24 protein-coding genes are annotated in these 17,593 nt (G+C 50.4%); 9 read left to right on the top strand and 15 right to left on the bottom strand.

Translation table 11 applies throughout. The features are described 5' to 3' along the window. Positions 1-203: 203 nt before the first annotated feature. Entirely contained in the window at positions 204-3,029 is a 2,826-nt protein-coding gene (locus BST81_RS06580) for a cyclic nucleotide-binding domain-containing protein (RefSeq protein ID WP_075597729.1), read from the bottom strand. Between the two features lie 262 nt (positions 3,030-3,291). On the opposite strand from BST81_RS06580, the gene BST81_RS06575 reads away from it, so the two are divergent. From BST81_RS06575 to BST81_RS06555, 5 genes are read left to right on the top strand one after another with little or no spacing between them, the layout of a single operon-like run. Then, complete coding sequence (locus BST81_RS06575; protein ID WP_075597728.1) at positions 3,292-4,005, top strand: hypothetical protein; 714 nt, start codon at positions 3,292-3,294, stop codon at positions 4,003-4,005. A gap of 10 nt (positions 4,006-4,015) precedes the next feature. Next, on the top strand, positions 4,016-5,104 hold the full coding sequence (locus BST81_RS06570) for an aromatic ring-hydroxylating dioxygenase subunit alpha (protein WP_075597727.1): 1,089 nt from the start codon (positions 4,016-4,018) through the stop codon (positions 5,102-5,104). Between the two features lie 17 nt (positions 5,105-5,121). Then, positions 5,122-6,006 (top strand): ferritin-like domain-containing protein, encoded by an 885-nt coding sequence (locus tag BST81_RS06565; protein WP_253188104.1) that lies wholly within the window; start codon positions 5,122-5,124, stop codon positions 6,004-6,006. Between the two features lie 3 nt (positions 6,007-6,009). Continuing rightward, on the top strand, positions 6,010-7,230 hold the full coding sequence (locus tag BST81_RS06560; protein ID WP_075597725.1) for a P-aminobenzoate N-oxygenase AurF: 1,221 nt from the start codon (positions 6,010-6,012) through the stop codon (positions 7,228-7,230). A 31-nt stretch (positions 7,231-7,261) separates the two neighbouring features. Further along, positions 7,262-7,546 (top strand): 2Fe-2S iron-sulfur cluster-binding protein, encoded by a 285-nt coding sequence (locus BST81_RS06555; protein WP_075597724.1) that lies wholly within the window; start codon positions 7,262-7,264, stop codon positions 7,544-7,546. A 3-nt stretch (positions 7,547-7,549) separates the two neighbouring features. Here BST81_RS06555 and galK read toward each other — a convergent pair whose 3' ends face one another. After that, positions 7,550-8,614 (bottom strand): galactokinase, encoded by a 1,065-nt coding sequence (gene galK / locus BST81_RS06550; protein ID WP_171974684.1) that lies wholly within the window; start codon positions 8,612-8,614, stop codon positions 7,550-7,552. Between the two features lie 2 nt (positions 8,615-8,616). Then, on the bottom strand, positions 8,617-9,705 hold the full coding sequence (gene galT, locus BST81_RS06545) for a galactose-1-phosphate uridylyltransferase (RefSeq protein WP_075597723.1): 1,089 nt from the start codon (positions 9,703-9,705) through the stop codon (positions 8,617-8,619). Between the two features lie 128 nt (positions 9,706-9,833). On the opposite strand from galT, the gene BST81_RS06540 reads away from it, so the two are divergent. The 3 genes from BST81_RS06540 to BST81_RS27945 all read left to right on the top strand — a co-directional run bounded on the left by BST81_RS06540 (position 9,834) and on the right by BST81_RS27945 (position 10,472). Further along, positions 9,834-10,070 (top strand): acetyltransferase, encoded by a 237-nt coding sequence (locus BST81_RS06540; protein WP_075597722.1) that lies wholly within the window; start codon positions 9,834-9,836, stop codon positions 10,068-10,070. Positions 10,071-10,145: 75 nt separating this feature from the next. Continuing rightward, positions 10,146-10,274 carry a hypothetical protein gene (locus BST81_RS29090; RefSeq protein ID WP_290439422.1) on the top strand — a complete coding sequence of 43 codons (129 nt, stop codon included), beginning with the start codon at positions 10,146-10,148 and terminating at the stop codon, positions 10,272-10,274. 54 nt (positions 10,275-10,328) lie between these two features. Next, entirely contained in the window at positions 10,329-10,472 is a 144-nt protein-coding gene (locus BST81_RS27945; protein ID WP_171974683.1) for a hypothetical protein, read from the top strand. Positions 10,473-10,552: 80 nt separating this feature from the next. Here the strand turns inward: BST81_RS27945 and BST81_RS06535 are convergent, their stop codons facing one another. The 10 genes from BST81_RS06535 to BST81_RS06500 all read right to left on the bottom strand — a co-directional run bounded on the left by BST81_RS06535 (position 10,553) and on the right by BST81_RS06500 (position 15,897). Further along, positions 10,553-12,298, bottom strand: a complete 1,746-nt coding sequence (locus BST81_RS06535) for a hypothetical protein (protein WP_143780245.1) — start codon at positions 12,296-12,298, stop codon at positions 10,553-10,555. A 106-nt stretch (positions 12,299-12,404) separates the two neighbouring features. Continuing rightward, positions 12,405-12,986 (bottom strand): Uma2 family endonuclease, encoded by a 582-nt coding sequence (locus tag BST81_RS06530; protein WP_075597720.1) that lies wholly within the window; start codon positions 12,984-12,986, stop codon positions 12,405-12,407. Between the two features lie 191 nt (positions 12,987-13,177). Beyond that, entirely contained in the window at positions 13,178-13,300 is a 123-nt protein-coding gene (locus BST81_RS29085; protein WP_290439421.1) for a hypothetical protein, read from the bottom strand. Between the two features lie 11 nt (positions 13,301-13,311). Continuing rightward, positions 13,312-13,482, bottom strand: a complete 171-nt coding sequence (locus BST81_RS28405; RefSeq protein ID WP_216351236.1) for a UPF0175 family protein — start codon at positions 13,480-13,482, stop codon at positions 13,312-13,314. After that, positions 13,472-13,861 (bottom strand): hypothetical protein, encoded by a 390-nt coding sequence (locus BST81_RS06525; protein WP_075597719.1) that lies wholly within the window; start codon positions 13,859-13,861, stop codon positions 13,472-13,474. The genes BST81_RS28405 and BST81_RS06525 overlap by 11 nt, the downstream gene beginning before the upstream one ends. Further along, complete coding sequence (locus tag BST81_RS29215) at positions 13,839-14,075, bottom strand: DUF3368 domain-containing protein (RefSeq protein WP_216351235.1); 237 nt, start codon at positions 14,073-14,075, stop codon at positions 13,839-13,841. The genes BST81_RS06525 and BST81_RS29215 overlap by 23 nt, the downstream gene beginning before the upstream one ends. Positions 14,076-14,319: 244 nt before the next feature. Beyond that, positions 14,320-14,589 (bottom strand): UPF0175 family protein, encoded by a 270-nt coding sequence (locus tag BST81_RS06515; protein ID WP_075597718.1) that lies wholly within the window; start codon positions 14,587-14,589, stop codon positions 14,320-14,322. 181 nt (positions 14,590-14,770) lie between these two features. Further along, positions 14,771-15,181 carry a hypothetical protein gene (locus BST81_RS06510; protein ID WP_075597717.1) on the bottom strand — a complete coding sequence of 137 codons (411 nt, stop codon included), beginning with the start codon at positions 15,179-15,181 and terminating at the stop codon, positions 14,771-14,773. Between the two features lie 46 nt (positions 15,182-15,227). Continuing rightward, positions 15,228-15,647, bottom strand: coding sequence for a PIN domain-containing protein (locus BST81_RS06505; RefSeq protein ID WP_075597716.1), 420 nt, complete (start codon positions 15,645-15,647; stop codon positions 15,228-15,230). Continuing rightward, on the bottom strand, positions 15,637-15,897 hold the full coding sequence (locus BST81_RS06500; RefSeq protein ID WP_075597715.1) for a hypothetical protein: 261 nt from the start codon (positions 15,895-15,897) through the stop codon (positions 15,637-15,639). Before BST81_RS06500 ends, BST81_RS06505 begins: the two co-directional genes overlap by 11 nt. A 77-nt stretch (positions 15,898-15,974) precedes the next feature. On the opposite strand from BST81_RS06500, the gene BST81_RS06495 reads away from it, so the two are divergent. Continuing rightward, complete coding sequence (locus tag BST81_RS06495; protein WP_075597714.1) at positions 15,975-16,190, top strand: VapE domain-containing protein; 216 nt, start codon at positions 15,975-15,977, stop codon at positions 16,188-16,190. A gap of 23 nt (positions 16,191-16,213) precedes the next feature. On the opposite strand, the gene BST81_RS06490 is transcribed toward BST81_RS06495, so the two are convergent. Further along, positions 16,214-17,146: a hypothetical protein gene (locus tag BST81_RS06490; protein ID WP_075597713.1), complete on the bottom strand. Its 933-nt coding sequence runs from the start codon at positions 17,144-17,146 to the stop codon at positions 16,214-16,216. Between the two features lie 2 nt (positions 17,147-17,148). Then, positions 17,149-17,508 (bottom strand): mCpol domain-containing protein, encoded by a 360-nt coding sequence (locus BST81_RS06485; protein ID WP_171974682.1) that lies wholly within the window; start codon positions 17,506-17,508, stop codon positions 17,149-17,151. Positions 17,509-17,593: the final 85 nt, after the last annotated feature.

Raw genomic sequence — 17,593 nt, 5'->3', positions numbered from 1 at the left:
CCCCAACCCCTCCCCCTCTCCCAGCGGGAGAGGGGGCAGGGGGGTGAGGGCAATCAGGAGTTTATCGGTGTTATTTAATTCTCATTCCTTAGTGGCAAGCTATTTCAACTGGATTTGGCAGCATAGTGGGTTCAAGACAACGGCGGTTCAGAGAGCAGGGTTAGCGCTAGAATCCCGGCCTTGGCATAGTCTCCTTTTGGTCTCTAAAGTGGTTGCACTGATCGGACAAATCGCTGCAGTTGCCGACTTTCTAATTCCAGGACTCGTCGGGCAAAATCAGGATCATGGTCAAGTAAATCATCGAAAGCATCGACAGACAGGGCCAAGATCCGGGTGCTTTCGCTGTCTGCAACGATCGTATTTTCTGAGTTGCTGTGGGTTAAAACCTCTAACTCATCTAGGGTTTGCCCGGGATGAAGCTGCTCCACCCTAACCTTCGATCCAGTTTGGTAATGAATTCTGGCATCGCCTTCGATCAACAGCAGTAACTCTCGACAGGTATCTCCTGCCTCTGTGATCACTTCCCCTTGGCTATAGGTTTTCACCTCTGCCTGATCAGCAAGGGCGATGAGCGTTTCGCTTTGCATTCGATGGAAAAAGTCGCTATTAAACAAATACACCAATTTCTCTAGTGTTGGGAATTCGCTGAGGGATGGGTTTGCTGTGGATGTCAGGGGTGGAGACAATAGCAGATCGATCGTTTCCTGCACCAGGCGGGAACTGAATTTATGACGATGATTTCGAGCAATCTCCTGACTGCGTTTTGTGTCCAGTTGGGTAATGATATAGAGTGCTGCTGCCTGAATCATGGGATTTTGATCCTGAAGCAAGGCTTCGAGATGATCGAGAATGGCTTGAGAAGAGAACTCCAGTGAACAGGAAACTGGAGTTTCCCCAGGCTGGGTCAAATATTGCAGGATTGCTGGTGGTATTCGATCGCCCCAATTCTCCTGTTCTAAAATCTCTCCTAAAATGGCAGGTGAAGCTTGCTGCAAGCTTTGTACCACGGTGAATGCTGTCGGATCAGATTGGAGCAGTGTCAAATTTTCTAGAATTGATCGGACAATCAGTTCTTTTTTATGACGAATGTTCTCTCGGAGCAGGGTTAATACTGCTTGATGCTGCTGCAGCATTGGTTGATTCAGAGCGCGGTAACAGTCGATTAATTCGGGTAATTGTGCCAGAAGAAACTCTACCTTCTTGACACTACTAGCATTGTCCGAAAATCCACTCAGAATCCACTCTTCTTCCTGAGAGGTGATGGAATATTGACGACGCAGAGAATGAACGGCGGCTGAATCCTGAAATGACAGTTGCTCAAATGTAGTGCGATCAGACTGTTTTCGTTGGAGCAGCATTAGCCGCTCCAATGATTTGCGGTAGCCACTCAAACGTATCTGATTTTCTAAGCTGCGTTTGCGATCCGGATTGAGCAGCTCTGGATCTTCAATGCCCAATTCCTCCAGTACAATGCGGTGTTCGTCATCTGTAATGCCTAATTCCTGACGCATTTGCTGCAAAATATCCAGACTGCTGGAGTAGTTCACGTAACCCTCTTCCAGTGCTTCTCGCACAACTCCCTTGTATGCCTGATGCCGTTTCTCACGGGTAAACCCAGGAAGCACTTTGGCTAATATATATACTTCATGCGTATTTAAATCACTCAGAGATCGTCCTTCTAAAAACTGTGAAACATCAAGCTGTAATTTCTCTAATTGTTTGCGGAATCGATTCGCGAGATTTTCACGAGAGTAGAGATCAGGACTACGCCGCCAGGTTTTATAAAGCCAGAGGGTACTCAGGGTTACTAAACCTAGGTCATAGAGGTATTGCACCGACCAGGGAAGAAGCTGCACCAGAGGGCGACCCCCAAAAATAAAGAAGAAGTTGAAAATGCCAAAGGTACATAGGGTAAATAGGCGATGCCGAAGGGTTTCGATTGTCAGATTTGCCTGTTTTCGCCGACTGTAAGCTTTGGCGTGTTTTTCCATCCACTGTCCTCCCCAATACCCGATCGCCGTGCATCCACCCAGCACTAGTGGCACTGCAATCAATTTGGGGATATGAATGGCCTGACCAAACAGGTAAAGTCCAGGATCAAATAGGGAAGCGATCTGGTTGGTTTGCCGTAGCCATGCCCCAGAGAAGTAATAGTTCCAGTTGCCTGCATAGAGATAGTAGTAGCTAAAATAGCCAATCACTAAACCCACATAGCCATAGCGCAGAAATGAAGTTTCAGGTTGGTTTAAGCTTTGCCAATAGGTGCGCTCAGCATCAATGTCAATGCAGGGATGTTGACAGGCGACGCAAGTACTCTGCTCTTTGCCATCTGGCAACAGCGTACGGCACATGGATTGTGTAATCGGTTGCTCGCTCATATGGGCTTTGCTGCTCAACAATCCCCCTGGTTCACTGTAGATACTCTGAACTGGAGCCATTGGGCAAAAGTACTGACACCAGGACTTGCCACCGTACCAGTAGCCAACAAAGATTGCCGCTGTAATTGTAAATAATAGCCAGATTGCTAGCACCAAACGATCAGCGTTGAAAAATAAGATTCGCCCACATAACCCGCCAAATAACCAGCCAAATTGTACATAGGTATAGTTGCGACCCAACCATGAATTTGGGTCAACTTTTGCCAACTCATAGCGCACTTTTCCAGTCTTTTTATGCTCTCGTTTGAATTGTCGTTGCCATCCCAAAGCACGAGGAATTTGAGATAAAAAAGAGAGTGGACAAATCCGCCGCCATAACTCATGTCCAAACACCAGCAAGATAAAGATGGCGGCTGGCACAATGGTGCCCCAGAAGAGGGTTGTTCCTAACGGATAGGGCTGCTCAGAGAGGCATTTTCCCTGTACCTGTATACAGGCATCCGGAAGCCGCAAGGGACTCCAGGGATGATCGGATGTGGTAAGTGCCGATGTCCAGGGGTCATAAAACAGGGAGGCAATGATCAGGAGCCAACCAACAGTCAATCCCCAGCGAATCCAGTGCATTCGTTGCTCTGGCAGTTGTGCAAACATAGACAACCCCTTTCTCTTCTTTGGTCTTCATTAATTGTGTGCTGAAGACCCTTGGGTTCTGCCATTGATTTTCTCTAGGCTAGCTATCAGGTTCCTGAGAATACCAGGTGGGTTTTTTTAGTGGTAGCGCTGACATGCCATAGTTCCTGCTCAAGGGTAAAAGTCTCTATTCTTGACCTGAGTACATAGGCTTGGCCTGTGCCAGCTTAAAATTTTGCCTATGCAGTGTGTCATGTAGGGCCGGATTCGCTAGAGTTTTTGTATGAAAGCTCAATTGATACCTGTCCAAGCTCTGAGTGCTGCCGATCGTCAGGCCATGTACAACCTGCTCCAGACCCATTTTGACGGTGTGCGATGGGATGTGTTCGAAGCGGATTTAGGCTGTAAGAACTGGGCCATCCTACTATGGGACCACGACACCTTACAGGGGTTTTCGACTCTCCTGATCTATGAAACTGAGTTTCAGGGAGACTGGCTGACGATCGTCTACTCCGGTGATACCATCGTCGATCCGGGATCCTGGTCCAGTTCGGTTCTGTCCCGATCCTGGTTGACGGCAGTCCGGCAATTGCGGCAGAAATACACCAGGGGCAAACTCTACTGGTTGCTGATTTCCTCTGGCTACCGCACCTACCGATTTCTGCCCCTGTTTGCCCAGGTGTTCTATCCCCGCTACGATCGCCCCACTCCCCCGGATATCCAGATGCTGATGGCCTTTCTGGCCCGTCAGCAATTTGGCGCTGGGTACGACGATCGCACCGGCATCGTCCGGTTTCCCCATCCCCAGATGCTGCGGGCAGGATTGCGGGATATTCCCCCAGAAAGGCTCAAAGACCCCCATATTCAGTTTTTCCAGACTCGCAATCCGGGTCATCGTCAGGGGGATGAACTGGTCTGTCTGACGGAGGTGGGTGAGGCCAATCTTACTGCAGCGGGACAGCGTCTATGGTCCGCCCTAGCTCTGATGAGTGTATGAGGCAAAACCCATGAGCTTTACCTCCAACCGACAGGTCAAGGTTTTCAACCATCCGGACTGCTTCATTCCAGGCTGGTACTGGGCGTTGCCTTCTAGGCAACTACGGGTGGGGCAGGTCAAACCCGTGACCCTCCAGGGTCGGGATTTGGCCCTGTACCGGGGGCGCGATGGACGAGCGATCGCGGTGGATGCCTACTGTCCCCACATGGGGGCGCACCTGGCGGAAGGACGGGTCGAGGAGGATGGCCTACGCTGCTTCTTCCACAACTGGAAGTTTAATACCCAGGGGCATTGTATTGAGATGCCCGGTGTGGAACCGCTGATTCCGCTCCAGATTCAGACTTGGCCCACGGCAGAACATTACGGCCTGATTTGGGTCTGGACCGGCACAACCCCCAGTTCGCCGCCACCCACGGTGCCGGAGCTGGAGCAGGCAGACTGTGATGTCAGATTGGGGGCGCATTTCTACAAAAACTGCCATCCCAATGTGGTGATGATTAATGCGATCGATGCCCACCACTTCAATACGGTGCATAACCTGCCTCTGGAAATCCACTTCGTCAAGCAGGACCGGCAGGACAAGGCCATCCTGTTCAGCAATACGACGCGAGGGGGCCAGGACTCCTGGCTGATCCGGCTAATTCAACCCCTGTATAAACAGGAAGGCACCTACAGCCTGTGCTACTGGTATGGCAGCACGGGGACGGTGACGCTCGGTCCCGATTGTCTGCACTTCTATATCCTGTTCACCCTGCGGATGCTGCCAGAGGGAAAAACAGAAGGTCAGACGGTGTTGATTACGCCAAAACGATCGGGGGTTGCGGGTTGGCTGCTCAATCGTCTGATTCTGCAGGTGACCCAGTGGGTGGGCAATTACTTTGCCAGAGGCGACACCCGCATCTTCCAGACCATTCAGTTCGACTTCCAGACCCCAACGAAAGCAGACCAGTCCATCATTCAGTTCATTCAGCATCTGGAGCAACAACCCGCGATCGCCTGGAAAACCTGGGTTCCCCTGGCTGTCGTCCCGACTCCAGGAGAGCTTGCCCTGTCATCCCAATCCATGCCAGAGGTGATCGGTTGCAACCTTCAGGATTAACCTATGGTGTTGCGGGGTTGGATTTACCAATCCTTCCCGCCGAAAATCCCCTGCAGCGCATTCTCAGATCGGCCCTGCCCGATAGGATGGAGTCAGTTCTGACAGGTGTGCCCTACTGGAATGCAGCCCACTTTGGTCTGGACCGAGTGAGTCTGTTTCGGGAGGCCACTCTGGAGCAGCAGCAGGCCATGCTGACCATCGCCAGTACCCAACTCCTGCAGGAATCCTGTGCCGTCGAACAGGCCGGAATGGGATACATGACCCGGATGGCCCTTCTCGCGGAAACCCTGGAGGAGCGGATGCTCTACAGCTTGTTCGCAGCGGATGAGGCCACCCATCTGGCCCAGCTACAGCCCTTTCTCCCTGCTGCGATCGTCACTCCGGATCCCTTTCTGCAATTACTGACTGAATTAGCCGAGAGTTCTGATAAAACGGTCCTGCTGTTCATGATTCAGGTATTGCTGGAAGGCTGGGGCCTGAGCCACTACCGCAGCCTCGCCAGGGATTGCAGCCATCCGGTGCTGGCCGATCGCTTCCGCGAGTTTCTCCAGGCCGAAGCCCGCCACCATGCCACCGGAGTAACCCTGTTCCGGCAGACGGATCTGACCCGCAGCAGTCGATCGGCCATCCTGGAAATTCTGGTCCCGTTCCTGCAACTGGTGCAGCCCGGTCCCCAGCGACTGGTGCAGGCGATCGCCCAGGTCCAAGGGGACCTTTCCCCCAGCCAGCGGTTGCAGATCTTTACGGAACTGGATACGGAAACCCACAGTGGGATGCGGCTGCAGCTCCTGCGATCGCTGATGCAGAGTGGAGGTGGAGGAACGATCGTGCAGGATTTGGAGGAGCAGGGAGCTTTCCAGCCCTTTTCTCCGGAACAATGTGCCCATATTGCTGGAGGATAGCCCATGACAACCCTATCGCCCGATCGTTCCAGGGGAACTCTACTACGAAACAACCTGCCTCTCCAGCGCAAACTGCAGCTCAACTACAACCGCAACAAACAGCAAGATCACACGCTCCTGTTGGATCAGGCCGCCGCTGACTTTCGCTATGAAACCTGCCAGGACGAATACTGGAATCCAGAAGAATTTTCCCTTCTCTATGGCACCCCCCTTTGGGACCAGGCCAGCCCCAGCCAGCGCATTCGGCTGAATCAGCTCTACTGGGTGGCCTATTACTCCCAGATTGTTTCCGCTGAAATCGCCACGATTTTCTTCAATCAGACCAGTGCTGCTGGTCTTTATGCCCTGGAGGATTTCCGATTGGTCTGTGACATGCTGGACCTGGAGTCTGCCCAGGAGCGCGCCCATATTCATGCCTTCCGCACGATCGGGCACCAGGTTGAGCAGGCTCTGTTTGGCGAGTCCATCTTTACCTATCCCATGCGCGGTCCTTTCACCGAGACCATGATCTTTGCCAATACCAATGCCCTGAAGCGCCGATGGAAACAACTTCAACTACATTATTTTGGACTGATCTCCTCCAGCAATACGTTTCTGGCCTGCCAGTATTTCACCGTGCGGGGACTGCGGACCCTCAATGGCAAACTGGTGCAACACAAACTCAGCGGTTATTACCAGAAGCATCCCAACCCGGACCATGCCCCCATTCCCGCCAAAATCTCTTACTACCACTTCATGGACGAGAGCTTTCACTTCAACAGTTCCACTCTGCTCTCCCATGAGGTGGTGACTTGCCTGCCTGCCCCCACCCCCTTTGAAAGCCTGGTCGCTAACCTGGGCATTCGGGGCTGCCAGCAGGATCACTACCCCTTTTCCGTCGCCATCAACGGCATCTTCTGGTACGATCCCGCCCTTTACACTGCTATTTATCGGGTGCTGCGATCGCCTCTATTTGCTATGGACGATCGGGAAGCCCGCAGCATGATCCACCAATGCTTTACCCAGGAATCGGAAGGGCTGCACCGTAGTTTTCAAACCCATCAGGAGGCGATCGCTTCCTACAAAGCCTATCTAGACAAGCTAGATTACATCTGGCCCAGCAATCGCTCCATGACGCTCATGGCCTCCAACTCCATGGCAAAATATTTGGCTACCCAGCAGCAAAAAATGGCGCAATGGAACAGCCATACAGGCGTTGCCTGCAACGACTCTTCTGCAAAATGATCCTTTATCTTTTCTGCAAAATGATTTCCCTATGCCCCGAATCACCTTTCCTAATACGGCCTATCCATCCCTGGTTGTGGAATCTCACTCCCCTTTGGCTGCATCCCTGACCCTGCAAAATTCCCCCATTTTGTTTGGCTGTCGCACTGGCATTTGTGGCACCTGTTTGGTGCGGGTGCAGGGCAATCTGCCCCCACCCAGTCAGGCGGAACAGGAAATCCTGGACCTCCTCGCCCCCGATCAGCCCCAGGCTCGACTCGCCTGCCAGATCGACCTGACCAATGACATCACCCTGCAAAAACTGGGCAGTCCCTGAACCTCACTGTGGGACTAGGACATGGCCGTGATATCCGGCCTGGGCGTAGCGCTGCAGGGCCATCGCCCCGATCGCCCCTGCCTCCCCCTTCACTCCCAATGCCACGCAGGCCCCGCCAAACCCTGCCCCTGTTAGCCGCGCTCCGAATACTCCCGGCGTAGTTTGCAGGAGAGCTACTAGGGCATCCAGAGCTGGGACAGAAACCTCGTAGTCGTCTCGCAAACTGGCATGGGAGGCATTCATTAAGTCCCCAAACGTCCCTGCTGATAAGCCGGTGAGCACCCGCAGCACCCGATCGTTCTCTGTGATCACATGGCGGGCGCGATAGCAGAGGGGTGCGGGCAGACGTTCTGCCTGTTGTGGATCGCTGACATCGCGCAGGGCTTTTACCCCTAATAGATGGGCTGCTGCTTCGCATTCCGCCCGTCGCTGGTTGTAGCTGCTGCTGGCCAGTGATCGGGCTACCCCGCTGTCGATCACGACCAGCTCTGTGCCAGCGGGCAGGGGTAGAAGCTGGCGATCGAGGCTGCGGGTATCGAGAAACAGCAGGTGCTCCGGATCGGCAAGGCTGGCTGCCATCTGATCGAGGATGCCACAGTGAACCCCAGCATACTGGATCTCTGCCTGCTGGCCCAATTGAGCCAGTTGCACGTCGGTCAGATCGAGGTGCAGCAGCGATCGCAGGCCCCGCAGCATGGCCACTTCCAGGGCGGCACTGCTGGATAAGCCAGCGCCGATTGGCACCGTGGATGTAACCAGCCCATTCAACGGCGGAATCTCATATCCAGCCTGTTGGAGCACGCGCACGCAGCCATCCAAATAGCGGGCAAATCCTGACGGTGGTGATGCGGCAGGATTGACCGTAATGCCCTCATTCAGGTTAGTCGAGTAGAAATGGTGGTTGCTGTCGGGACTGTAACTCAGAAAAACTGTGGTGTGCTGGGGAATCGCTGTCGGTAAGACAAATCCTTCGTTATAGTCCGTGTGCTCCCCTAAGACGTTGACCCGTCCGGGGGCGCTGGCCTGCACAACAGCAGGAACCTGGAAAATCTGCTGAAACTCCACCATGGTCAAGGCTCCAGGGTCACAGAAACGGCCTGCAATTCCCTGGCTTTTTCTTCTGGCAGGGTGTCGTTGGCAAACATACCGGCTGCCAGTTCCGTCCCGGCCAGGTACTTGAGCTTATCAGCGGTGCGATAGGGAGGATAGAACTCGGCATGGAGATGCCATTCTGGATGGGGTTGGCCGTCGATCGGGGCCTGGAACCAGGCCATCAGATAGGGGAAGGGCCGCTGCCACAGCCCGTCATACTTGAGGGTAACGGTCTTAAGGGCTCTGGCCAGTCCCGATCGTTGCTCTGTGGTCAAATCCAGAAACGTCGTGACTGGCTGTATAGGGGCAATCCAGACTTCGTAGGGGTAGCGGGCACAGACGGGAACGAAGGCGATCGCCCACTCATCCTGATACAGAATGCGCTGGTTGTCAGTGATCTCTTTTTGGATTAAATCCTGGAGTAAGCCCTGGTGATGCTGCTCGAAGTAGGTGCGTTGACAGTCCCCCATCCGGGCGGGTACTGGGGGGACAAAGGGATAGGCGTAGATTTGCCCGTGGGGATGGTGCAGGGTTACCCCCACCTCAACCCCCTTATTTTCAAACGGCAGCACATATTGCATCTGGGGGATCTGGCTGATGACGTGGGTGCGATCGGCCCACACCTGGAATAGTAGCTCCAGATGCTCCAGGGGCAGCCTACTCAGAGACGCCTCGGGATTTTGGCTAAACACAACCACCTCACAGACCCCATTGGCGGGCAGGCTGGCGACGATCGTTGTCGGAGCCTCCGTTGCCCCTGCCATCATCGAGGGAAAGCGGTTGTCAAAGACCGCGATATCATAGTTTCCCTGGGGCAGCTCACTTGGGAACTGGGGGTTCTGGGTGGGAGCTAAGGGATTGTAGGCGACAGGTGGCATAAAGGTGCGGCCCTGACGATGGCTGGCATAGGCGACCCACTCGCCCCGCAGGGGATGCCAACGCCGATGAGGATGGGCCTGAATCGGCTCCTGGCTGGGACTGGTGGCGGTGATTCCTGCCGCGATCGGGTGCCGACTGTACAGAGTGAGTTGTCGCCCGTCTGGTTTCCAAAGAGTCTGAGAATACATCACGATCAACGCTGAGTCTCCCTACTTTACGGTCTATGACGTGAAGCTTTCAAACTGTTGCAGAACAATAATTTCCTGCACCCTGACGATAGGATCAAAGTGTCGTAATCTGTCGTGGAGCATGACCGATGTTTTTACAACACAAATCCACACAAGATGTGATTGAAATTCTATCCCTACAAGATCTTTTTGATCCTTGTCTGATAGAGGTTACCGGCCAGAACCACTGTGGGGAAGAGCTTCAAGAACCGGAGCGATTTCTGAAGTCGGAGTTGATCTTTCCATCGGGTGAATCGCTGCCCCGCTGCTGGATGGATGCGTCTTATCGGAGATTGCCAGAGATGGCGATCGTAGCCCACGTTTGATACTGATCTGATTCTCAATTAATGGCTGTTGGTGTCGCAGCTGGAGAACAAGGTACAGTACCACTTGGTCTGGCTATGAACTTACTAATCATCGTCCAAGCGATCAACGATCGCCTAGACGAAAGTCAGGCCCTGGGCAATCGTGATGATCATCACAGCCTGACCGGATGGGGGACACGAATTGTAGTCAGGAATACAAAATAGCCCCGCTGAAATTAGAACTATCACACACACGATAGTCTAATTGAGGATTCAATCATGCATACCACCATCACTCGTTCGGTTGTTTCCATTGACGAGAAGAGCAGCTTGCCTGAACAGCCTAAAAAAACTCGCTTAATTGCTAAGTGGGAGCAAATTGAAGGCAAGTTAATTTGTAAGTGGATTCCTGAGTCCTATTGATACTTTTTGGGGTGCAGATTGTAAAAATTGACGTTCTTAAGGCTGTTTCTCTGGTAGTCTCACCCCCTTTCTGTGGTTAATCAGCGTGGTCGCCCGCTGTATTCAGTGAAGAGAATCACGTTGCCTTCGCTATCAGTGGCCACTACCTGGACATAACCCGGTTGCTGGTTTAGACCACGCTTGTCATTGATCGCCGGAATCATGGGAAAACTGCTGCCGTTCTGCTGGAGATAGTTGTATATCTCTTTGGCCGAGCGGACCCAGAAGCTCATGTATCCGTTTGCTTGACGCGGTTGTGGCAACTTATCTTCCTCTGGGTCGGCCTCGTACAAGCCAAAAACCGCGTGGTTGCTCCAAAATCCATAATAACTTTCGTCGTCATACCCCTCGCCAAGGCCCATAGTTTTGGCGTAAAACTGGCGAGCTTGGCTCACATTTTTGACCGGATACCCGCTGTAATCCAATTCCAATGCGGGGGCATTGGAACGGTTGTTGTCCACGATGAAGGTATGCGCCACTTGATTCTCATTGTTGAACACCTGCGTCACCCAGGCTGAATCGCGGAAGGGATGCGCTCCCTGCCCGGTGAGACGCATATCGTAACTGACGATGTATTGTGAGCCAAAGGAACGGGTGTGGAAGTTAACCGCTTCCAGGTGGGCCGCTATGCCGCGTTGCCCCCGATCGTAGCGGGGCCAGTATACTGACTGCAAAGCAGGCACAATGCTGGAGCCCCTTTCTTGACCCCGATGCTTGAGCCGGGTGTCATCAAACCACGTCCCTTGGGGGGCATACATCCTGTTAAGGGTCACGGTATCCATCGCCAGCCAGGACTGGATGGTTTGTTGTGCCGTTTTTGCAAGTGGGTTGAGGGCGGGAAAACCGCTTACGGTGGGGCCGATGTTGGTTGCAGCTTTGAAATCTTTTTCCCACAACACAAAGAGGTTCTGGTCTTTATCCAGGCCGACACAATAGGTATCCACACCCAGTTTTTGGGGTTGGCTGAGGAGTTTGACTTTCGCCTGCGTCAGCCGTGCTGCTTCGGTTTCCGCATCCGGCACCGAAAATAAGGCATAGCCGTTGGGCAACTGTTTTCGCACCTGTGCCCTACCACCCCAGGTCGAAGTCTCCAAAATAAACCGCCCACCTCTCAGGTTAAACCAGGCATGGGTTGGTGTGACGGACTCTGGCTCACCCAACAGAGGCGTGTAAAACTGGATAGCACGGGTCAAGTCTTTGACGGGGTAGGCAAAATCGAAATCAAAGGTCGCACCGGCACCAGGTTTTTGCTCGCTAACGTTGTAATCCAGTGACCAAGCATCAGTGTGATGAACTACCCGCCATTGTTGATCTTGTTTGACAAAAGCCTGAAACACTAAACCCTGATCAGTGTAATGCCAGCGTGTGCCACCTTTCACAGCCATCCAATAAATGGCTGTCGCAAAATTACCCTCAATGTGAAATTCCGCCCGCTCAACAGTCATCTTTTCCGCGATGACGTTTTTTGGACGTTCAAAGGCTTCCCATTCAGCGGGCATTCCGGCCTGGATGGCGCTGCGACCTACCTGGCGTGCTCCGCTGCGGCCACTGAGCCGAATCGCATCCGGTGTGAAATGGTTGAGATAACTCGGTGTATCTAGCCGCAGATAATCCTGCCAAAAGGCGACGATCGTGTCGCGCAGTTCCTGGGCAGCATCTGCACGACCTGTAACGATGGGGTTGACCGTAAAGATAGATTGACTGGGGGTTACAGAACAGCTTTTGATCAAAAGCACCATACCTATAGTGCATATAGCCAAAAGCACTCTGCCGATTTTGATGTTCATATCTCCTCTTTCCCTGATCGATGCTGGATAGCTCAGATCAGCGATGGATAGCAATCAATGGCTCTGTTCGAATCTTCCCACAGACGGTCAATTTTCCTTTCAGGACTTATGACTCAAATCCAATCCCTTCATAGAGATCGGCTAAATGGAGATCAACGGGAATCGATGAGAGTGAAAGAGGTGCTTTTAGATCGTTGTATTCAGTAAAGATCCATTTGTGAGCGTCAGTTTTGAAGTATTGCTCAACATGTGGAGTGTATTGATCAATCAAGAGATATTCCTGGAATGTTGGAATGGCACGGTAAGCCAAAAATTTTTCGTCTCGATCGTAGCTTTTGGTTGATTTTGAGAGCACTTCAGCAATCATCACTGGGTTAGTAATCGTATCAGGTCTTCCTTGCTGTCGTTCGAGCGGACGAGGCACAACCATGACATCTGGATAGGTGTAGAGAGTGTGAGTGGGAATCCAAAGCCTTTGATCCGCAATAAAAATACTGTAGGGTTGTCCTTTCAGAGCGACTCTTAAGGCAGCATTGAGAATACTGGCAATTTCATTATGCTCTGGTGTGCCGCCCGTCATGGGGATGATTTCTCCATGAATGTACTCATGCCGTGTCTCTGAATTCACCTCAAAGTCAAAATACTCATCGGGTGTAAAAATCTTTTTTTCTTCAGCTTGCATCATCATGAGATGGTTATCCCCAGGACTTCAAGTTGCTGATTCATCCAAGCCAATGCCGCTACTTCATCGGTTTCATTGGCGTAGCTATTTCACGATCGTCTCTCTATTTTAGTCGGCTCCCATCCTGTAGCCCCTGCGATCGCCCGTCAGTTTTGGAATGGAGACATGGCAGCGTCGGTGAGCGATCGAGGTTGAATTCAAGCAAGCTGGAGCAAGGCAGGAAGTGTGGGATGATTGGCAGCCGCAAGTTCATCGGCAACCACGGTAGGAATGATAACGCTTTGGTAGATGGCTTCTAGCAGCCAGAGGTAATCAATCACGGCTAGATTGCTCAGGGGTGAGGTGTGACTGACATAGTTCCAAGGGTGATGCGTTCTTGCTGAAACAGAGCGATCGCCAGTTCGGTACGCAAATTGGCCTCAGTCAGGTGGAGATGGTCAGGGAGGTCGATCGTAATTTGCATAATGTTGCCACCTGGGGGTTTAATGACCTTACTTCCCATCTTCGCTGATGCCTTCAAGAAAAGCGATCGCGCCTTTTGCCCAGACATTATTTTCAGCAAAGTGTTCGCCGACTTTGACGCCTGCTTTCTTGCTGCCATTCCAAAGTCGTTTGAGATTGAGAAAGTTTTGCCAGCGATGGTGATCTTGCGCTTCGATAAGTTTCGCTTCGACTTCAATAATTTGAGGAACGGTAGTTGTGTCTGCTAGGGTGGGGTATTTCTGCTGAAGTTGCTCAATAAATTGCTTGTAGTCTGTCAATAGAATCTCAAGATTTTGCTCCAGTCCATTTTGAATGTGAGCAATCTGGTCGCCTTCAACGGTTTCGGCAAGGTTGCCAATGTTTGCACCATGGAGATCAAATTTGGGAGCGTTGGACATGGCGGTAATAGTCTTGAAGAATTTGCTGGACGAGAGTTTGGGAAACGTGAAAAGAGGTTTGTTGAAGTTGAGCGATCGCTGTCGGAAAGTCAATGAGTCCTGTAATTCCAGCACGATATAGAATGCCAAGTGTGCCGATAATCGGGAGATTGAGTTGTCGAGCGGCAGTTCGAGCATCTAGATCGTCAATGATAACTAAATCGGCTTGAAGCAAGACTGCGAGAGAGATTGCTTCCTATTCTCCAGCACCGAGATAATTGGGTAATGAGAGCAATGGTTGAGGAACAGTCTGAATATTCAGCCATGGGGGAGGATTCTGAATCCACTCATGAATTGAGTCGCCAGCGTTCTCATTCAAAAGCTCATTGGAAACCGCAACTGGAATGGTGACTGATTGAAAGAGTTGCGGGAGTAAGTCAATCTGACCAATGAGAATGAGATAGCAAATGGGAGAAGTGTCACAAAGAACGATCATGGAGAACTTGATCGAGGGTTTGAATGTCTTGCTGAACGTCTTCTAAGGTGAGAGAGCGAATGGCTCCGTGTTGTTTGAGAAAGGCATCGGTAGCAAGATGGGAGGGAAGTTGCAGCAGAGTTTGGACTTCGGCAGCACTCATTAAGCGATTTGTGTAGGCTTCGAGGGCGATCGCTTCAAGGGCGCGTTGGCAGAGTTGGGAAAGATGGGGCTGAAGACGATGTTCCAGGTCTGCGGGGATGGGGATGTTCATGGGAGTTCGTCTGGTTGGGTGATTTGGTTGCCGTGGACTTCATGGGCAAAATTGGCGATCGTGGCTCCTCTTAGATCATAGGTAACTTGGTTGGTTATGGAGGGGCGATCGCCAGTTCGGTACGCAAATTGGTCTCAGTCAGGTGGAGATGGTCAGGGAGGTCGATCGTGATTTGCATAGTTCAATCTCCTTGGTTGGGGTCTTCACTCAGTTTATCGAGATAGGTAATGAATGCCTTCACGATCAAACTCTTCTCCCAAGCCGCCTTTGTGACCTCCACCACGGTGGCTTTCGCCGCTTGCAGGTGGCGTTCCGGGTTGAGCAATTGTTGACGCAATCTGGCTAGTGGGTGGGTGGGGGACTGCCGAATCTCGGTGAATTCAGCATCAATGATTGCCAGGGCTTCGGTTTCACTGGTGACGTTGGGATGGCGGGTATGGAGTTGGGTCAGGAAGGTTTGCAGGTCAGTAATCGTAGCTATAAGCTTTGGGTCGGTGGCATGATTATGCTGGGTTTCGATGTAGGTATCGACTTGCTCGAAGATTTGAACTTTTTGGGCATTTGGAAAGGCGTTGTCGTATTTTCCTGGCATGGGCGAAACTTCCTGATTTAAATTTAAAACTTTCAGTATTTTGTGATTATTTCAAGAGTCGAGTGAAGCCTGCTTGTTCAAAATGGTGGTCAGTGGTGAGGGCTTGTTGGATGTTGTGTTGTTGCATGATGACGAAGGAACTGCAATCGACAAGTGACCAGGGTTTGTCGGGGCGGTTTTGGCAGAGTTCCCAGGCGGCTTGGTCTGTGGGCGGCTCAATGTGAATAATTTGGATGTAGGGGCGGCTTTTAATGGTGTTGATGATGGAGAAGAGTTGATTTCTGGGAAGGCGAAATGGGCTATACAGCAGGGCAACGAGTTCGGCAATGATGTAATTTGTGGTGATGATCGTATGGTTTTCGGTGCGAGCATGGCTCAGAGCTTGTAGGGCTTGAGGATAGTGAGGTTGATCTTGGATAAAAAAGCTAGCCCATCCAGAGGTATCGACAAATAGGCTAGTCGGCATTGCGGTTCATTTCTTCGTAGAGGGCTTGACCAATGTAGTAGTCGTGATTTTCGGCAAGGTCAGGGATGTTGGAGGTGATCGATCCAGCCAGTTGGAAGAGGGGATCGTTGGCGAGGTCGGGTACAGATTGGGGGAGAAATTTCTGAGTGAGGGTGGCGAGAATGATTTGCTCAGGGGTCGTTTGGTTCTGGGCGGCTTGATGGATTAGGGTTTGCTGAAGGGCTTCAGGCAGGTCGATCGTGATTTGCATGATCCAGGCTCCAGGATGGGGGTCTTGGCTGAGACGCTGATCCCATTTTACAGTTGGGCTTTTAATAGTATGTTTCGATGATTGTGGGCACCACCAATCAGCCTCAGTTCCGGGCTAACAGCACCGGGAATCATCGGTTCTGGGTGATTCCAGTGGCTCAATTTATCGATCGGGCGATGCTCCAGAAAGAGGGCGATCTCATCTGGGCTACTGCGGTGATGCTTTACCTGGCGGGTGAACCCTGGTATCTCTCCAATGATGAGGAAACAGCCGTTAAAGACGATAGGGAATAGTTATAACCATCTTGTCTTAACTGTCAAATAAGCCACTGCTTATTTAGCATTTTCAGCCTATAATTTCTCATTACCTCATATAAATAACTAGGTTTGAGTGAATACTCTTTCTTGAAAAAGATCATAACAACAAGATTAATCAAATAAGGAAGTAGTACGAAAAGCAAGAAAGTCCAGGGTTCTAATTTTCCCCATCCATCTTGGATAATCAATCTTGTAGTCCAAATGACTACGAATAAAAATAGGATTGCATAAATAACGAGTACATTACGTGCAAAGTCACCGGCAAGTATATTGAGTAATTTCTGCGTTGCATCAATTCTTGCTTGATCAGCTTTTTCTTGAGATTCTGTCTTAACAATTGTTCCTGCTGTATATTGACTTGCAGTTATGGGGATATAAGAATAATCCCCTCTATCAAGAAATAGATTGTGAATTAGCTCTCTTTCATTGTATAAGCGTTGTGGCAAACGAAGCTCAAAAACGTATACATCTTTCACCTGTTTTTTTAACAAAAGAATGTATACATCTATCAAATACTCCTTCAAAACACCAGATAAATCAAATATACAATCACCATTAATAAAATTATCCAGTTCATCATCTAAATGGTCATAGATAATGCATTGAATATCAATCCTTTTTTCGGAGATTTCCAGATAACGCAGCTGTTCATGTTTTTCGAGACTAATTTCCTTTTTATCCCACTTCTTGGTTTGTTGATTAAAATATAAATACTCAGATCTTTGTAAACACTCAAGCTGTTCTTTGATTCTATCTTTGACAACTAAAAGATCTTTCTCATTTTTTGACTTTTGGCCTCTATCTTTGACAATGCCTAAGAGGATTATTTTAGCAATATTGAAATGCTTTATACAATAACCGATGATATTGATGTATAAATCAGGTCGGTCAGAAGTAACAAAAATATATAGCTCTTTGGATTGCTGGCTCATGTTTACTTGATTCCTTTGATCATATTCTTGCCGTAAAGCTTTGCTAGATGGAGATTCCAAATTGCTTCGGAGAGATTCTCCGAAACACCGCAGCTCATAGTATTACCTGTTCTTTTTAAAAACCTGCTTTTAACATCTTCTAAAAGTGCTTCCTCTTTTTCTAAGGAAGAATAACTTATTAAGATGTCATCACCACCCAGGATAATAATTTCAATACCTTTCTTTGATTTTAGAAATCCTTCTATTTCGGTTAAGGCAATTTGTATGTTCTTAGATAAGTTAGATGCTTTCTCAATTTGGCCTTCTGTTAGTAAAATTTCTATGGTTGAGCCAATATTGTCCCCATCAAAAAAAGCATACATTTTCTTCATTCTTTTTAGATTTTTATTGTTTGATGCCTGTGCATTCTGAAAATTAAAGACATTACTGAGTACTGAGTTACTGAGA

The sequence above is a fragment of the Leptolyngbya sp. 'hensonii' genome, from assembly GCF_001939115.1.
Lineage (GTDB): Bacteria > Cyanobacteriota > Cyanobacteriia.
This window is presented reverse-complemented; position numbering and strand designations above follow the sequence as displayed.

Excerpts from the sequence above, each read along its gene's own strand:
- BST81_RS06580 (WP_075597729.1), bottom strand. The coding sequence starts at position 3,029 with ATGTTTGCACAACTGCCAGAGCAACGAATGCACTGGATTCGCTGGGGA.
- BST81_RS06575 (WP_075597728.1), top strand. The coding sequence starts at position 3,292 with ATGAAAGCTCAATTGATACCTGTCCAAGCTCTGAGTGCTGCCGATCGT.
- BST81_RS06570 (WP_075597727.1), top strand. The coding sequence starts at position 4,016 with ATGAGCTTTACCTCCAACCGACAGGTCAAGGTTTTCAACCATCCGGAC.
- BST81_RS06560 (WP_075597725.1), top strand. The coding sequence starts at position 6,010 with ATGACAACCCTATCGCCCGATCGTTCCAGGGGAACTCTACTACGAAAC.
- BST81_RS06555 (WP_075597724.1), top strand. The coding sequence starts at position 7,262 with ATGCCCCGAATCACCTTTCCTAATACGGCCTATCCATCCCTGGTTGTG.
- galK (WP_171974684.1), bottom strand. The coding sequence starts at position 8,614 with ATGGTGGAGTTTCAGCAGATTTTCCAGGTTCCTGCTGTTGTGCAGGCC.
- galT (WP_075597723.1), bottom strand. The coding sequence starts at position 9,705 with ATGTATTCTCAGACTCTTTGGAAACCAGACGGGCGACAACTCACTCTG.
- BST81_RS06540 (WP_075597722.1), top strand. The coding sequence starts at position 9,834 with ATGTTTTTACAACACAAATCCACACAAGATGTGATTGAAATTCTATCC.
- BST81_RS29090 (WP_290439422.1), top strand. The coding sequence starts at position 10,146 with ATGAACTTACTAATCATCGTCCAAGCGATCAACGATCGCCTAGACGAA.
- BST81_RS27945 (WP_171974683.1), top strand. The coding sequence starts at position 10,329 with ATGCATACCACCATCACTCGTTCGGTTGTTTCCATTGACGAGAAGAGC.
- BST81_RS06535 (WP_143780245.1), bottom strand. The coding sequence starts at position 12,298 with ATGAACATCAAAATCGGCAGAGTGCTTTTGGCTATATGCACTATAGGT.
- BST81_RS06530 (WP_075597720.1), bottom strand. The coding sequence starts at position 12,986 with ATGATGATGCAAGCTGAAGAAAAAAAGATTTTTACACCCGATGAGTAT.
- BST81_RS28405 (WP_216351236.1), bottom strand. The coding sequence starts at position 13,482 with ATGGGAAGTAAGGTCATTAAACCCCCAGGTGGCAACATTATGCAAATT.
- BST81_RS06525 (WP_075597719.1), bottom strand. The coding sequence starts at position 13,861 with ATGTCCAACGCTCCCAAATTTGATCTCCATGGTGCAAACATTGGCAAC.
- BST81_RS06515 (WP_075597718.1), bottom strand. The coding sequence starts at position 14,589 with ATGAACATCCCCATCCCCGCAGACCTGGAACATCGTCTTCAGCCCCAT.
- BST81_RS06510 (WP_075597717.1), bottom strand. The coding sequence starts at position 15,181 with ATGCCAGGAAAATACGACAACGCCTTTCCAAATGCCCAAAAAGTTCAA.
- BST81_RS06505 (WP_075597716.1), bottom strand. The coding sequence starts at position 15,647 with ATGCCGACTAGCCTATTTGTCGATACCTCTGGATGGGCTAGCTTTTTT.
- BST81_RS06500 (WP_075597715.1), bottom strand. The coding sequence starts at position 15,897 with ATGCAAATCACGATCGACCTGCCTGAAGCCCTTCAGCAAACCCTAATC.
- BST81_RS06495 (WP_075597714.1), top strand. The coding sequence starts at position 15,975 with ATGATTGTGGGCACCACCAATCAGCCTCAGTTCCGGGCTAACAGCACC.
- BST81_RS06490 (WP_075597713.1), bottom strand. The coding sequence starts at position 17,146 with ATGAGCCAGCAATCCAAAGAGCTATATATTTTTGTTACTTCTGACCGA.
- BST81_RS06485 (WP_171974682.1), bottom strand. The coding sequence starts at position 17,508 with ATGTATGCTTTTTTTGATGGGGACAATATTGGCTCAACCATAGAAATT.